The following is a 15,434-nucleotide window of genomic DNA, read 5'->3' on the forward strand; positions in this document are numbered from 1 at the left end:
GCGGTCCACGTCCCCTCCGGGAGCGGGGTCGCCTCGGGGTCCGGGCCCGTGGTCCACGTCCCGTCCGGGGTCGCCTCGGGGTCCGGGGGCGGGCCCCAGCCCCGGTTCGCGCCCGGGTCCGGGGTCCAGTTCTGCGCCGGGAGCACCGCGGGGCTCGGGTCCGGGCCCGGCGGCGGTGTCTCACGGCTCTGGTCCGGGACCGGAACCGTGCCCGGAGCCGCCTCGGGGCCCTGGCCCGGGTTCGGCTCCGTGGCCGGGGCGAACGCAGCCCCCGGGTTCGGGCCCGGGGTCGCCTGCGGGTCCGGAACCGGGACCGGGGAGAGCGCACCCGGGACCGCCGCCTCCGGGTCCGGGGCCGGGGGGAGGGCGGCTCCGGGGTTCGCCGCCGGGGGGAGGGCCGGGGTGGGGGTGCGGCGGGGGGTGGCGCCGTGCCAGGTGGCTCCGGGGCCGCCGTAGGGGTACGAGTACCCCTGGGGGACGTTGGAACCCCGGGGGCGGTTCTCCTCCGCCGGGGCACCCTCGTTCGCGCGCGCGGCGGCCTGCGCCCCGGCCCGGTAGGCCGCGACGGCCCCGGCCCGGGCGGCGGCCTTGGGGTCAAGGCGCCCGCCCGGCGCATCCGGGGTGATGTGGTCGGCGTAGGTCGGCCCGACGTGCCGCTCGGGCCGGGGTCCCGACAGGGGTTCGGTGTCGTACCCGGGCGCCACCAGCGGCGCGTACGACGGCGCCCCGCCCTCGCCGGCCCCCGGCTCGCCCTCCCGTTCCGGCTCGTCCCCCGGGTCCTCCGACGCGAAGCGGCCCAGGCCGAACGCCGACGGTCCCACACCCGGGCCCTCGCCCCCGGAGCGGCCCGGGCCGGGAGCAGAACCGGACGCGCCTGCGGCCGTCCGCTCGTCCCCCGGGTCCTCCGACGCGAAGCGGCCGAGGCCGGGGCTGCTCGGGCCGGGGTCGTCGTAGCCGTCCTCGTCGGGGGTGGTTCCGGCGCCGCCCCCGATGACGTCGTGGTAGTCCGTGGAACCGGCGTAACCGCCCAGCTCGCCCTCGCCCGGCAGATCGGGCGCGGCGAAGGGGTCCCGCTCCTGGTCCCCGTAACCCTGGCCGCCCCCGTAACCCTGGCCGTCGGCGTAGCCGTAGCCGGGGCCGTAGCCGTACCCGCCCTCCGGAGCGCCGACGCCGTCACCGCCGCCGAAGCCGGGGTTGCCGAGGTCCGGGCCGCCGAACTCCGAGGCGCCGTACGGCCGCTCGGCGACCGACCGCCCCGCGTCCGGCGGGCGCGGCGCCGGAAGGGCCGCCGCCCGGCCGCGCGCCCACGCCGCGTCCTGGCGCGCGCCCTCGCCGCCGGCCGGGTCCTGTACCGGTTCGGCCGGGTCGGCCGGCGGGACGGGGTCGTACCCGCACAGGGCTTCCTCCGCCGCCCCGGCCGCCAGGCCGGTCAGCACGACGCGCCCGTCCTCGCAGACGAGCACCGTGCGGGTGGTGATGTTCCGGTGGGTCCAGCCGTGCGCGTGCAGCACCCGCAGCGCCGTCAGCACGTCCGCGGCCACCTCCGCCGCCCGGTACGGGCTGAGCGGCTCCTCCGCGATCAGCGACGCCAGCGACCGCGCCGGCAGCAGCTCGCTCACGATCCACAGCGAGTTGCCCTCGGCGAACACGTCGAAGACCTGGTCCAGGCGCGGATGGTCCGGCACCCGGGCCGCCGCCTGCGCCGCGGCGATCGCCCGCCGCACCGCGGGGAGTTCGGACACCGGCCGCCGCCCGGCCGCGGGCGCGCGGTGCCCGTCGTACGTCCCCGCGTCGACGATCTCCGCGTCGACGATCTCGGGTAACGGCACCTGCCGGACGAGTACTTCCTGCCCGCTGCGCGTGTCGAAGGCCCGCGTCTCGACGAGTTCGTACTCGTCTGGCGCGCCGGACGGGGGCAGCGGCAGGCGGTACCGCTCGGCCAGGATCCGGCCCGCGTACTCCTCCATGCCGCCTCCCCCGAGCGCGCGTTGGTGAGCGGGTGCCCGGGTCGGCGCGAGTGCGTTCCCGTGGTCCCGCGAACACGATACGTCGCCCGGGGCGCCCGCGTCCCGGGCCTGCCGAGGCCCGTGACGTCAGTGCGGCGACCGGGGCGGTGACCGGTGCGCCGAACGGGCCGCCGTCACCGGCTCAGCCGACGGGCTGGAAGGTGTCGAAGGCCGTGTTCCGCAGCTGGGTGCACTCGGCGCCGTCCCACTGGTCCGCCGCGCAACTGATCATGATCGCGTAGCCGTGCGTGGCGTCCAACTTGAAGCCGCGGTTCAGGACGCGGACCCTCGTCCCGTTCTGCGTGCGCTCGAACTCCCAGTCGGCGACGGTCGGATAGCCCCGGTAGTCCACGACGCGCAGGCCGAGCGGCTTGTAGTCCTTGCTGCTGCCCGCGACCGAGGGCTGGAGCTGGGCCCAGGCGAGCCGGGCGTCGTTGCCCGGCTTGCCGGTGTAGTCGACCTGGATGCGCGGGAAGCCGCCGTCACGACTGTATATCCCACCGGACGAGGTGCCCGCGGTACCGGTCTGGTGGAACCCCTGCGGCATCGCCATGGAGAAGTGGAAGGCGTCGTTCGTGACCGTGGCGAAGCCCGCCGGTACGCCGTTCCCCGTGCCCTGGCCCGGCACCTGGCCGGTGTTCTGGCCGGGGGTCTGGGCCTGGCCCTGCCCCTGGGTCTGTCCCTGCGTCTGACCCTGGGTCTGCTGGCCAGGGCTGCCCTCGGGGCTGGGCGACGTACCGCCCGTGGCACCGGTGGTGCTCTTGCCGTCACCGCTCGCGCTCGGGGTGGCCTTCGGGCTCGCCGAGGCAGCGGCGCCCGCCTTTCCCTTGCCGCCCTTGTCACCGGGGTCGTCGTCACCGCTGAAGGCGTAGACGAGGAGGGAGCCGATGACCGCCAGCACGACGACCAGGCCGGCGATCGCCAGCGCGATCGTACGGCGCGACATGACGTCGGTGAGGGGGGCCGCGACGGGAGCCGTGCGCGGCCTGCGGGCGGGCGGCGCCGGGGCCTCGGCGGCCGACGCGGCGGCCGCCGTCGACGCCGCCGCGGCCTTCTGTTCGGCCGCGGCCGAAGCCGCCGCCTTGCGGGCCGACTTCAGCGCGGCGCGGGCCCGTTCGCGCTGCTCGCGCTCGCGTTCCCGCTGCTCGGCCTTCTCCGCCTTCTCGGCGGCCCGTTCGGCCGCCTTCTCGGCCGTCCGGTCCGTAGCCGCCTGCTGGGCTTCCACGAGAGATATCTGGCGGGTCTCCTCCACGGCCGGGATGAGCGGCGCGGGCGGTTCCTCGGGGGCGTCGAGCACCGCGTTCAGCATCGCGCGGGCGCCCGCGTCGTCGAGCCGGTGGGCGGGGTCCTTGGCCAGCAGGCCGTAGATGACCTCCGTGAGCGGGCCCGCGTTCTTCGGCGGATCGACCGGCTCGGTCATCACGGCCGTGAGCGTGGCGAGGGCGGAACCCTTGTCGTAGGGGGGCGTGCCCTCCACGGACGCGTAGATCAGCCCGCCGAGCGACCACATGTCGGCGGGCGGGCCCGGCTTGTAGCCGCGGGCGCGCTCGGGCGAGATGTAGGAGGGGGCGCCGACGAGCATGCCGGTCGAGGTGACGGAGGGGTCGCCCTCGACCTGGGCGATGCCGAAGTCGGTGAGGACGACGCGGCCGTTCTCGGCGATGAGCACGTTGGACGGCTTCACGTCGCGGTGCAGGATGCCCTCGGCGTGCGCGGCCCTCAGTACGTCGAGCACGGCCAGGCCGACCTCGGCGGCGCGCCGGGGGGTGAGCGGGCCGCGCTCGCGGATGAACTCGGCGAGGGAGAGCCCCTCGATGAGCTCCATCACGATCCAGGGGCGGTCGTCCTCGTCGACGACGTCGTACACCGTCACGGCGCCGCTGCTGCGGATCCGGGCGATGGCCTTGGCCTCGCGCAGAGTACGGGTGATCAGGCGGCGCTTCTCGTCCTCGTCCACGCCGTGGCCGAAACGGAGCTCCTTGACGGCGACGGTACGGCCGAGGGTGATGTCCTGGGCGCGCCACACGGTGCCCATGCCGCCCTTGCCGAGGACGCGGCCGAGCCGGTAGCGCCGTGCGAGCAGCCGGCCCTCGTCCGCCGTGCCGCGGCCCGGCTGCGCCGGGATGGCGGGGGCGGCCGGCCGCGGCGACTGCGCCGGGGCCGCGCCCGACGGGCGTCCGCTCCGCGCAGACCCTGCTTCCCCGCGCCCCGGCTGGCGCACGATCCCGGGCACGTCCAGCACCTCGCCGACGCCGTCGTCCGCGCCGCCGGTAGCGCCCTTGGCCGCCGCAGCCCGGGGCGCCGCGCCGTGCGCGGCCTGAACCTTGGTCACCGCGTCCTTGGCCGCCGCACCGGTGGGCGCCGAGCCGGTGGGCGCCGAGCCGGTGGGCGCCGAGCCGGTGGGCGCCGAACCCTGCGCAGGCCGGACCTCGGCCGCCGCGTCCGGGGGCGCCGCGTCGGCGGGCACCGAGCGCTGCGAAGACCGGACCCCGGCCGCCGCGTCGGCGGGCGCCGCGTCGGCGGCCGCATCGTCCCCGGCCGCCGTGTCCTTCGCAGCCCGCACCCCGGCCGCCGCATCCTTGGCAGCCGCGCCGGTGTCCACCGCATCCGCGGGCGCGTCGTCCGTGGGCGGCACGTCCTTCGCTGCGAAGACCTTGGTCGCCGCGTCCCCGGGCGTCACGCCCTTAGCCGCCTGCCCCTTGGCCGCCGCGCCCTTCGCCACCGCGTCCACGGGGGCCGCACCGGCAGGCACCGCATCTGCAGGCACGTCGTCGACGGGCGTCACGCCCTTCGCGACCCGCACCTTGTCCGCCGCACCCTCCGCCACCGCATCCGCGGGGACCGCACCGGCAGGCACCGCATCCGCAGGCGCGTCGTCGGCGGGCGGCACGTCCTTCACCGCCTGCACCTTGTCCGCCGCACCCTCCGCCACCGCGTCCGCGGGCGCCGCACCGGCAGGCACCGCATCCGTGGGCGCGCCATCCGCGGGCGTCGCGTCCTTCGCGACCCGCACCTTGTCCGCCGCACCCTCCGCCACCGCGTCCGCGGGGGCCGCACCGGCAGGCACCGCATCCGTGGGCGCGCCATCCGCGGACGTCGCGTCCTTCGACGTCTGGACCTTGGCCACCGCACCCTTCGCCACCGCGCCCGCGGGGGCCGCACCGGCAGGCACCGCATCCGTGGGCGCGCCCTGCGCGGGCGCCGCGTCCTTCGACGCCTGGACCTTCGGCGCCGCGTCCTTCGACGGGGTCGCCTTCGGCGCCGCGGCGCCACGTGGCGCACGCCTCGGCGCCGCCTGCTTCCGCGCCGGTCCGCCGGAGGCCGGCTTCGGCGCATCCGAGCGGGCGCTCTCGCGCACCGCGCGTACGGGCTCCGGCACGTCCCCGGCTGCCGGTTCGGCGTCCTGAGGCTCCGCCAGGGGCGTCCCGGCCCCCGCGGCCTGCGGTGCCACCGGCTCCGCCGCGACCGCATCCGCCACCCGCTGCGCGGGTACTTCGGCGGACCCGGCGTCCTTCACCAGCGCCACGGACCCGTTCCCGCCCGTCCGCACCGCACCGCCTTCGGCCACACCGGCCTTCGCACGGCCCGCGCCGGTCCGGCCGGCCTTCGCGCCCTGCCGCCCGGGGGCCGACCCCGGCGCGCGCACCGGTTCGCCGCCGGATATCGCGTCCCGCTGCTCCCCACCGGACACCGGCTCCGCCCCGTCCGACGCAGCGTCCGACGCCCCGTCCGACGCAGCGTCAACAGCCCCGTCCCCGACCGGCACCGACCCGGCAGCCTCGTCCGACCCCGCGTCAGCGGCCCCCGGGGCGCGGCTCGGCTCCGGTTCCAGGGGGGTCGCTGTATCGGGGGCCGTTCCCTCAGGGGACTCCGGCTTGCGCTTGTGCTCCGGCTTCGACATGCGTCCCCTCTGCGATCGTGCCGCCTTCTCCGGCCGGCCCGTCATCCCGCTGGGCCCGACGTAACCCGCCCCGGCCGAAACCTCATTGTTCCTCACTCCGCAACGGACGGGTGTCCCGGGTCCGCGGTTCCTCCGGCCACCGTACGCCGTGCGCGCGTACGGCGGGGCGCGAGTGGAATCGGGACCGGAACCGGGACCGGACCGAACGGAACCCGGACAGGAGCCCGGACCGGAATCCCGCGCGGGACCCGGCGGGATCAGAGCGGAACGATGTCCGGCGCCCCCAGCCGCGCCGCGTCCGCCGTCTGGTCGTCCGGCTGGCGCTGCGACTCGCGTTCCGCTTGCACCCGCTTCTCGTAGTGTTCCACTTCCTTGTCGGTCTGCCCCGCGTCCCAGCCCAGCACCGGCGCCATCAGCTCGGCGCACTCGCGCGCCGAGCGCGTCCCGCGGTCGAAGGTCTCGATCGAGATCCGGGTCCGCCGGGTGAGCACGTCGTCCAGGTGCCGCGCCCCCTCGTGCGAGGCGGCGTACACGATCTCGGCCCGCAGGTAGTCGTCCGCGGCCGCCAGCGGCTCCCCCAGGCTCGGATCGGCCTCGATCAGGTCGAGCAGTTCCTCCGTCAGCGAGCCGTACCGGTTCAACAGGTGTTCCACGCGCACCACGTGAAGACCCGTCCGGGCGGCGATCCGGGCCCGCCCGTTCCACAGCGCCCGGTACCCCTCCGCCCCGACCAGCGGCACGTCCTCGGTGACGCACTCCGCGACCCGCTGGTCCAGCCCGTGCACCGCCTCGTCGACCGCGTCCTTGGCCATCACCCGGTACGTCGTGTACTTGCCGCCCGCCACCACGACCAGCCCCGGCACCGGGTGCGCCACCGTGTGCTCGCGCGAGAGCTTGCTCGTCGCGTCCGACTCCCCGGCCAGCAGCGGCCGCAGTCCCGCGTACACGCCCTGCACGTCGTCCCGGGTCAGCGGCACCGCCAGCACCGCGTTCACGTGTTCCAGCACGTAGTCGATGTCGGCGCTGGACGCCGCCGGATGCGCCTTGTCCAGGTCCCAGTCGGTGTCCGTCGTGCCCACGATCCAGTGCCGTCCCCAGGGGATCACGAAGAGGACGGACTTCTCGGTGCGCAGGATCAGCCCGGTCGCCGAATGGATCCGGTCCTTCGGCACCACCAGGTGGATGCCCTTGGAGGCGCGGACGTGGAAGAGGCCGCGCTCGCCGATCAGTGCCTGGGTGTCGTCCGTCCACACCCCGGTCGCGTTCACGATCTGCTTCGCGCGGATCTCGTACTCGCCGCCGCCCTCGACGTCCTGGACGCGGGCCCCGACCACCCGTTCGCCCTCGCGCAGGAAGCCGATGACCCGGGCCCGGTTGGCGCAGTGCGCCCCGTAGGCCGCGGCGGTGCGCACCAGGGTGGCGACGTAGCGCGCGTCGTCCATCTGGGCGTCGTAGTACTGGAGGGCTCCGACCAGGGCGTCCTTGCGCAGCGCGGGCGCGATCCGCAGGGCGCGCTTGCGCGAGAGGTGCCGGTGGACGGGCAGGCCGCGGCCGTGCCCGCTGGACACCGACATCGCGTCGTACAGCGCGACGCCGGAGCCCGCGTAGAGCCGCTCCCAGCCCTTGTGCTGGAGCGGGTAGAGGAAGGGGACCGGCTTGACCAGGTGCGGCGCGAGCCGTTCCAGCAGCAGGCCGCGTTCCTTGAGCGCCTCGCGGACGAGCGCGAAGTCGAGCATCTCCAGGTACCTGAGTCCGCCGTGGATCAGCTTGCTGGAGCGGCTGGAGGTGCCCGAGGCCCAGTCGCGGGCCTCCACCAGGCCGGTGGAGAGTCCCCTGGTCACGGCGTCGAGCGCGGTCCCGGCCCCCACCACGCCCGCGCCCACCACGAGGACGTCGAGTTCGCGTTCGGCCATTCGGGCGAGCGCCTCGGCGCGCTGCGCGGGTCCCAGTGTCGCTGTCCTCACGGCTGCCTCCCGTTGCTGCGGGTGATCCCGCTCATATCCCCCTCGGTCACGATTCTTACCGCGCCCGCGGACATCGGCCACCGCCTGTGGACAACACAGCGGCAACCACCACCCCACAATGCCGCAGATCGGTCATATATACGCCTAGTCTGACATAGCGCCAGCTCCAGCTGTCCACAGGACTTGCGCGTTCAGCCCCCTCATGTCAGGGGAGGAAGGACGGCACCCCCCATGCCCGCTGACCTCGCCGTCATCGGACTCGGCCACCTCGGCCTCCCGCTCGCCCAGGCCGCCGTGTCCGCCGGTATCGAGACCGTCGGATACGACAGCGGACCCGCCACCGATTCCACTCTCACCGCCGCCGAGATCCGCCGCATGTCGGCGGCCGGCTTCCGCGTCACCACGAACCCCGCCGAGCTCGGCCGGGTCCGCACCGCCGTGATCTGCGCCCCCACCCGGCTCGGCGCTGACCGCGCCCTCGATCTGTCCGCGGTCGGCGAGGCGGGCCGCGCGCTGGCCGCCCGGCTGCGCCCGCACACCACCGTCATCCTCGAATCCGCCGCCCATCCGGGGGTCACCGAGGAGTACCTGCGCCCCGTCCTGGAAGCGGGCTCGGGCCTGCGCGCGGGCCGCGATTTCCACCTCGCCTACTCCCCCAGCCGCCACGACCCCGGCAACCGGACGCACGGCATCGCCAACACCCCCAAGGTGATCGGCGGCCTGACCCCGGCGTGCACCGAGTCCGCCGCGGCCTTCTACGCGCGCCTGACCGAGAAGGTGGTCCGCGCGCGCGGCCTGCGCGAGGCGGAGACCGTCCAGCTGCTGGAGACCAATTACCGGCACGTCAACATCGCCCTCATGAACGAGATGGCGGTGCTCTGCCACGACCTCGGCGTGGACCTGTGGGACGTGATCCGCTGCGCGGAGACGAAGCCGTACGGGTACCAGGCCTTCCGGCCCGGCCCCGGCGTCGGCGGTCACGGCGTCCCCCTGGACCCGAACTACCTCCCGCACACCCCCCGCACCCCCGGCCACCCCCTGCGCATGGTCGGCCTCGCCCAGGAGATCAACGACCGGATGCCCCAGTACGTCATCCAGCGCAGCGCGACCCTCCTCAACGAGCACGGCAAGTCCGCGCGCGGGGCGCGGGTCCTGCTGCTGGGGGTCACCTACAAGCCGGACCTGGCCGACCAGGAGGGCTCCCCGGCGCACGAGATCGCGAGCAGGCTGCTCGACCTCGGGGCCCTGATCAGCTACCACGATCCGTACATCGCCGGGTGGCGGGTGCGGGACCAGCCCGTGCCGCGTGCCGAATCGTTGTACGAGGCCGCGGCCAACGCCGACCTGACCATCCTGCTCCAGCACCACCGCACCTACGACCTGCAAGGACTCGCCGTGAAGGCCCAGTTGCTCCTGGACACCCGGGGCGCCAGCCCGGTGGGCGCCGCGCACCGGCTCTGACCGCCCGCCGAAATCCCCCCTTCGGCCGTCACAGGCACCTGTTAGCCTGCGGCGTTCTTATTTCGCACTTACGTCCCCGCGGTCACCCCTGGGGCACCCGTGCGTCCGAAACCCCTGGGGGGGACCCTTCATGAGCCAGCAGTTCCAGCCGCCCGCACCCGATTCCGTCACCCCGGCCCCCGGCTACCCGGCCCCGGCCGCCCCGAAGGGCAACATGGCCCTCGGCATCGTCGCCGCCGTGATCGCGGCCGTGATCACGGCGGCGGCCTACGGCGCGATCATCGGCGCCATCGAGCACGAGATCGGCTACGCCGCGGTCGGCGTCGGCCTCGTCATCGGTCTGACGGCGGGCAAGCTCGGCGGCCGCAACCCGGTCCTGCCGGTCGTGGCCGCCATCCTGTCGCTCGGCTCCGTCTACGCCGGCGGTCTCGTCGGCGAGGCCGTGATCGGCTCGAAGAAGCTGCCGCTCAGCGCGACCGAACTGCTCACCGATCACCTCGACCTGGTCCAGGAGGCCTGGAAGGCCGACGCGAGCTTCCTCTCGCTCGTCTTCTTCGTGATCGGCGCGCTCGCCGCCTTCCAGACGGCGCGCAAGGTCGCCGCCTGATCCCGGGCGCCCCGCGCAACGCCGGAGGGCCGGTACCCCCGAGTGGGGGTACCGGCCCTCCGTGCGTACGTCCGTGCGCCGGGCTCAGCGGCTGTGCTGCGCGTCCGCGACCGTGACCTCGACGCGCTGGAACTCCTTGAGCTCGCTGTAGCCGGTGGTGGCCATCGAGCGGCGCAGGGCGCCGAAGATGTTCATCGAACCGTCCGGGGAGTGCGACGGGCCGGTGAGGATCTCCTCGGTGGTGCCGACCGTGCCGAGGTCGACCTTCTTGCCGCGCGGCACGTCCTCGTGGACGGCCTCCATGCCCCAGTGGTAGCCCTTGCCGGGCGCGTCCGTGGCACGGGCGAGCGGGGAGCCCATCATGACCGCGTCGGCGCCGCAGGCGACGGCCTTCGGGATGTCGCCGGACCAGCCCACGCCGCCGTCGGCGATGACGTGCACGTAGCGGCCGCCGGACTCGTCCATGTAGTCGCGGCGGGCCGCGGCCACGTCCGCGACGGCGGTCGCCATCGGGACCTGGATGCCCAGCACGTTGCGCGTGGTGTGCGCGGCGCCGCCGCCGAAGCCCACCAGCACGCCGGCCGCGCCGGTGCGCATCAGGTGCAGGGCCGCGGTGTAGGTGGCGCAGCCGCCGACGATCACCGGGACGTCCAGCTCGTAGATGAACTGCTTCAGGTTCAGCGGTTCGGCGGCGCCCGAGACGTGCTCGGCGGAGACCGTGGTGCCGCGGATCACGAAGATGTCGACGCCCGCGTCCACGACCGCCTTGGAGAACTCGGCGGTGCGCTGCGGGGAGAGCGCGGCGGCGGTGACCACACCGGAGTCGCGCACCTCCTTGATGCGCTGCTTGATCAGGTCGGCCTGGATCGGAGCCTGGTAGATCTCCTGGAGGCGGCGGGTGGCCGAGTCCTCGTCCAGCCCGGTGATCTCGTCGAGCAGGGGCTGCGGGTCCTCGTACCGGGTCCACAGACCCTCGAGGTTCAGCACACCCAGACCGCCGAGCTCGCCGATGCGGATGGCGGTCTGCGGGGAGACCACCGAGTCCATGGGGGCGGCCAGGAACGGGAGCTCGAAGCGGTAGGCGTCGATCTGCCAGGCGATCGAGACCTCCTTCGGGTCCCGGGTACGGCGGCTGGGGACGATGGCGATGTCATCGAACGCGTACGCCCTGCGGCCGCGCTTGCCGCGCCCGATCTCGATCTCAGTCACGTGTGGTGGCCTTTCCTCTGGGTCTGCCGGTCCAGTATCCCCGAACCCCGGCACCCCGCGTTCCGGTGACCGCTGTACGGGACGCAGCGGACCGGCCCCGCCGTCCCCGGCAACGGTGAGGGGCGAGCCCGAACCTCCGGACCCGCCCCCTGCGCTCAGCTGCGGCAACTACCCCTTGCGGGAGTAGTTCGGCGCCTCCACCGTCATCTGGATGTCGTGCGGGTGGCTCTCCTTGAGACCAGCGGAGGTGATCCGCACGAAGCGGCCCCGGTCCTGGAGCTCCGGCACGGTCCGGCCGCCGACGTAGAACATCGACTGGCGCAGGCCGCCGACCAGCTGGTGCACGACGGCGGAGAGCGGGCCGCGGTAGGGCACCTGGCCCTCGATGCCCTCGGGGATCAGCTTGTCGTCGCCGCCGACGCCCTCCTGGAAGTAGCGGTCCTTGGAGAAGGACTTGCGGTCGCCGCGGGACTGCATCGCGCCGAGCGAGCCCATGCCGCGGTACGACTTGAACTGCTTGCCGTTGATGAAGAGCAGCTCGCCCGGGGACTCCTCGCAGCCCGCGAGCAGCGAGCCGAGCATCACCGTGTCGGCGCCCGCGACCAGGGCCTTCGCGATGTCGCCGGAGTACTGCAGGCCGCCGTCGCCGATGACCGGGACGCCCGCGGCCTTGGCGGCCAGCGCGGCCTCGTAGATCGCGGTGACCTGCGGGACGCCGATGCCGGCGACCACGCGGGTGGTGCAGATGGAGCCGGGCCCGACGCCGACCTTGATGCCGTCGCAGCCGGCGTCGATGAGCGCCTGGGCGCCGTCACGGGTGGCGATGTTGCCGCCGATGACGTCGACCGTCGAGTTCGACTTGATCTTGGAGACCATGTCGCCGACCAGCCGGGAGTGCCCGTGGGCGGTGTCGACGACGATGAAGTCGGCGCCCGCCTCGATCAGGGCCTGGGCGCGCTCGTACGCGTCGCCCGCGACGCCGACGGCCGCGCCGACCAGCAGGCGGCCGTCCTTGTCCTTGGCGGCGTTCGGGTACTTCTCGGCCTTGACGAAGTCCTTGACCGTGATGAGGCCCTTGAGGATGCCCGCGTCGTCGACCAGCGGAAGCTTCTCGATCTTGTGGCGGCGCAGCAGCTCCATGGCGTCGACGCCGGAGATGCCGACCTTGCCCGTCACCAGCGGCATCGGGGTCATGACCTCGCGCACCTGGCGGGCGCGGTCCGACTCGAAGGCCATGTCGCGGTTGGTGACGATGCCCAGGAGCTTGCCCGCCGCGTCCGTGACCGGGACGCCGCTGATGCGGAACTTCGCGCACAGCTCGTCGGCCTCGCGCAGCGTCGCGTCCGGGTGCACCGTGATCGGGTCGGTGACCATGCCGGACTCGGAGCGCTTGACCAGGTCGACCTGGTTGGCCTGGTCGGCGATGGAGAGGTTGCGGTGCAGCACGCCGACGCCGCCCTGGCGGGCCATGGCGATGGCCATGCGGGCCTCGGTGACCTTGTCCATCGCGGCGGACAGCAGCGGCACGTTGACCCGGACGTTGCGCGAGATCAGGGAAGAGGTGTCGATCTGGTCAGGCGCCATGTCCGACACGCCCGGCAGGAGCAGCACATCGTCGTAGGTGAGCCCCAGCGTGGCGAATTTGTCGGGCACTCCGTCGGCGTTGACAGTCATGACACCTTCCCAGATGGTCTTGCTCAGCGCGGATGTCCATGCTAACGGGATCCCGGGGCGTCTCATTCCACCACCGAGATCGACCAGGAGATTCGTGCGTTCCTACGGACTGTGCGGCGAGCGGGGGAAAGCGGGGGGCGGGCCTACTGCTCGGCGAGGGCGCGCAGCCTGCTGAGCGCGCGGTGCTGGGCGACGCGGACCGCGCCCGGGGACATCCCGAGCATCTGGCCGGTCTCCTCCGCCGTCAGTCCGACGGCCACCCGCAGCACCAGGAGTTCGCGCTGGTTCTCCGGAAGGTTGGCCAGCAGCTTCTTGGCCCAGGCGGCGTCGCTGCTGAGCAGCGCCCGCTCCTCGGGGCCGAGCGAGTCGTCCGGGCGCTCCGGCATCTCGTCGGAGGGCACGGCCGTGCTGCCCGGGTGCCGCATGGCGGCCCGTTGCAGGTCGGCGACCTTGTGCGCGGCGATGGCGAAGACGAACGCCTCGAAGGGACGGCCGGTGTCGCGGTAGCGGGGCAGGGCCATCAGGACGGCGACGCAGACCTCCTGCGCGAGGTCCTCGACGAAGTGACGGGCATCACCGGGGAGCCGGGAGAGCCGGGTGCGGCAGTAGCGGATCGCGAGGGGGTGCACGAAGGCGAGCAGGTCGTGCGTGGCCTGTCCGTCGCCCTCGACGGCACGGCGTACGAGCGCGCCGACGGCCCCGGCGCTGCCGCCGTTGGCGGTGCCGGTCGGGCCTGTGGCCGCGGTGGACCCCTCGGCCTCGTCGTCGCGCATCAATCCATGGTGCCTTGGCGCCGGAGCATTCGCGCCGCCACGCCCCGCGTTGTGCATCGAAGCGTTATGAGCGGGTGCACCTGAAGTCATCGCCCGCACCCTCCCCTCCCGCTCGGCCGAATGGTCCCGGTCCCCGAGGCCACAGCTCCGAAAGTGCGGCCACACCCTCAAGGATGCGGCATCGCGCCCGAAGCGACACGTCCCCCGGATTGTGCCCCGCGAATCCCGGGTGCGCACCGGGTCCGGCTCGAACCGTCCGCGCGGTCCCCGGCCGGAGCGGCGCCCCGTACGCGAGGACGGACGGACCGCACCGCGCCCGGCCCGCGAGGACCGGGCCGCGCGACGGGGGCGCGGTGACGCACGGACGGCCCCGGCGGACCGGGTCCGTGTGCGGCGCGCCGCGGCGGGACGGGTCCTAGCGGACCAGGCCCCAGCGGAAGCCGAGCGCCACGGCGTGCGCCCGGTCCGAGGCGCCGAGCTTCTTGAACAGCCTGCGGGCGTGGGTCTTGACCGTGTCCTCGGAGAGGAAGAGCTCGCGCCCGATCTCCGCGTTGGACCGGCCGTGGCTCATGCCCTCCAGGACCTGGATCTCGCGCGCGGTGAGGGTGGGCGCGGCGCCCATCTCGGCCGAGCGCAGCCGCCGGGGGGCGAGCCGCCAGGTCGGGTCGGCGAGGGCCTGGGTGACCGTGGCCCGCAGTTCGGCGCGCGAGGCGTCCTTGTGCAGGTAGCCCCGGGCACCGGCGGCGACCGCGAGGGCCACCCCGTCCAGGTCCTCGGCGACCGTCAGCATGATGATGCGGGCGCCCGGGTCGGCCGAGAGCAGCCGCCGGACGGTCTCGACACCGCCCAGCCCCGGCATCCGTACATCCATCAGAATCAGATCGGAGCGGTCGGCACCCCAGCGGCGGAGGACTTCCTCGCCGTTGGCCGCCGTCGTCACACGCTCGACGCCGGGCACGGTGGCAACCGCGCGACGGAGCGCCTCTCGGGCAAGCGGGGAGTCGTCGCAGACGAGGACGGATGTCATGACCGCCCTCCGCAGCTGCTGATGCGCGTCACCTTGAGCCTCCAGGCTGGTACGTATCGTCACCGTTGCGGTCGATGCTCCCGGACACCTGTCCGAGAACTTCTTGGTTCAACCGCCTTCGCACTCTCAACGACGGTCACTCGAAAGAGTTACGGGTCGGACGGACACCTTCGGCACTCTACGTGAGGAACCGAACACGGCGGGGATGTCGGCACCGGCGTGTCCTCCATCTGGAGCTATGCCCTATTTGGCGGCTTTCCTTCCGTTTGCCATGTGTCTGAGGCTAGATTCCCAATGAGTCATATTTACATCTACTACGACAGTAGATGTGGAGACATGGACCATATCCGCCTCAGTACCGGCACCAAGAGGACTACCCATGGCAGATTTCTCCCGCCTCCCCGGACCGAACGCCGACCTCTGGGACTGGCAGCTCCTCGCCGCCTGCCGCGGGGTCGACAGCTCCCTCTTCTTCCACCCGGAAGGCGAGCGGGGCGCGGCCAGGAGCGCGCGCGAGACCTCGGCTAAAGAGGTCTGCATGCGATGCCCGGTGCGCGCGGAATGCGCAGCGCACGCACTCGCCGTCCGCGAGCCCTACGGGGTCTGGGGCGGCCTGACCGAGGACGAACGCGAAGAACTGATGGGCCGGGCCCGGCACCGCCTCATCCCCGCCACCAGCGTGACGGGGAGCGCCGCGACGGGGCCGACCGTCAGGCACTGACTCCGCCAGGACAGGACGAACACCCGAAGGAACGTTTCTCCGAAACCGTCGGTTCCTCCGGCAGGCCGCCTCACGGGGCCGGCCCGCCGGG

Annotated in this window: 10 protein-coding genes; 3 read left to right on the forward strand and 7 right to left on the reverse strand. The window is 73.8% G+C overall.

The genetic code is table 11. The features are described from left to right. The 3 genes from AC0693_RS02880 to AC0693_RS02890 all read right to left on the reverse strand — a co-directional run. The coding region (locus AC0693_RS02880; protein WP_478800814.1) for a protein kinase at positions 1-1,967 on the reverse strand (1,967 nt) is incomplete at its 3' end. 181 nt (positions 1,968-2,148) lie between these two features. Beyond that, a complete protein-coding gene (locus AC0693_RS02885) occupies positions 2,149-5,697 on the reverse strand; it encodes a serine/threonine-protein kinase (RefSeq protein WP_478800815.1) in 3,549 nt (1,182 codons plus the stop codon). A 467-nt stretch (positions 5,698-6,164) separates the two neighbouring features. Beyond that, entirely contained in the window at positions 6,165-7,871 is a 1,707-nt protein-coding gene (locus tag AC0693_RS02890) for a glycerol-3-phosphate dehydrogenase/oxidase (protein ID WP_356403852.1), read from the reverse strand. Between the two features lie 231 nt (positions 7,872-8,102). Here AC0693_RS02890 and AC0693_RS02895 point away from each other — a divergent pair, with 231 nt between their 5' ends. Together AC0693_RS02895 and AC0693_RS02900 are read left to right on the forward strand one after the other, a co-directional pair. Continuing rightward, complete coding sequence (locus AC0693_RS02895; RefSeq protein WP_356403849.1) at positions 8,103-9,332, forward strand: nucleotide sugar dehydrogenase; 1,230 nt, start codon at positions 8,103-8,105, stop codon at positions 9,330-9,332. A gap of 130 nt (positions 9,333-9,462) precedes the next feature. Beyond that, positions 9,463-9,939 carry a hypothetical protein gene (locus AC0693_RS02900; RefSeq protein ID WP_478800816.1) on the forward strand — a complete coding sequence of 159 codons (477 nt, stop codon included), beginning with the start codon at positions 9,463-9,465 and terminating at the stop codon, positions 9,937-9,939. An 84-nt stretch (positions 9,940-10,023) separates the two neighbouring features. On the opposite strand, the gene AC0693_RS02905 is transcribed toward AC0693_RS02900, so the two are convergent. From AC0693_RS02905 to AC0693_RS02920, 4 genes are all read right to left on the reverse strand, one after another. Then, positions 10,024-11,148: a GuaB3 family IMP dehydrogenase-related protein gene (locus AC0693_RS02905; protein WP_469317018.1), complete on the reverse strand. Its 1,125-nt coding sequence runs from the start codon at positions 11,146-11,148 to the stop codon at positions 10,024-10,026. 168 nt (positions 11,149-11,316) lie between these two features. Then, positions 11,317-12,822, reverse strand: a complete 1,506-nt coding sequence (gene guaB, locus AC0693_RS02910; RefSeq protein WP_356403840.1) for an IMP dehydrogenase — start codon at positions 12,820-12,822, stop codon at positions 11,317-11,319. Between the two features lie 143 nt (positions 12,823-12,965). Next, positions 12,966-13,595 (reverse strand): sigma-70 family RNA polymerase sigma factor, encoded by a 630-nt coding sequence (locus AC0693_RS02915; protein ID WP_330332074.1) that lies wholly within the window; start codon positions 13,593-13,595, stop codon positions 12,966-12,968. Between the two features lie 415 nt (positions 13,596-14,010). Beyond that, positions 14,011-14,622, reverse strand: a complete 612-nt coding sequence (locus AC0693_RS02920; RefSeq protein WP_003948568.1) for a response regulator transcription factor — start codon at positions 14,620-14,622, stop codon at positions 14,011-14,013. Between the two features lie 379 nt (positions 14,623-15,001). On the opposite strand from AC0693_RS02920, the gene AC0693_RS02925 reads away from it, so the two are divergent. Next, positions 15,002-15,343 (forward strand): WhiB family transcriptional regulator, encoded by a 342-nt coding sequence (locus AC0693_RS02925; protein ID WP_356403837.1) that lies wholly within the window; start codon positions 15,002-15,004, stop codon positions 15,341-15,343. The last annotated feature ends 91 nt before the right edge of the window (positions 15,344-15,434 follow it).

It is taken from the genome of Streptomyces sp. NPDC043876, assembly GCF_056435825.1.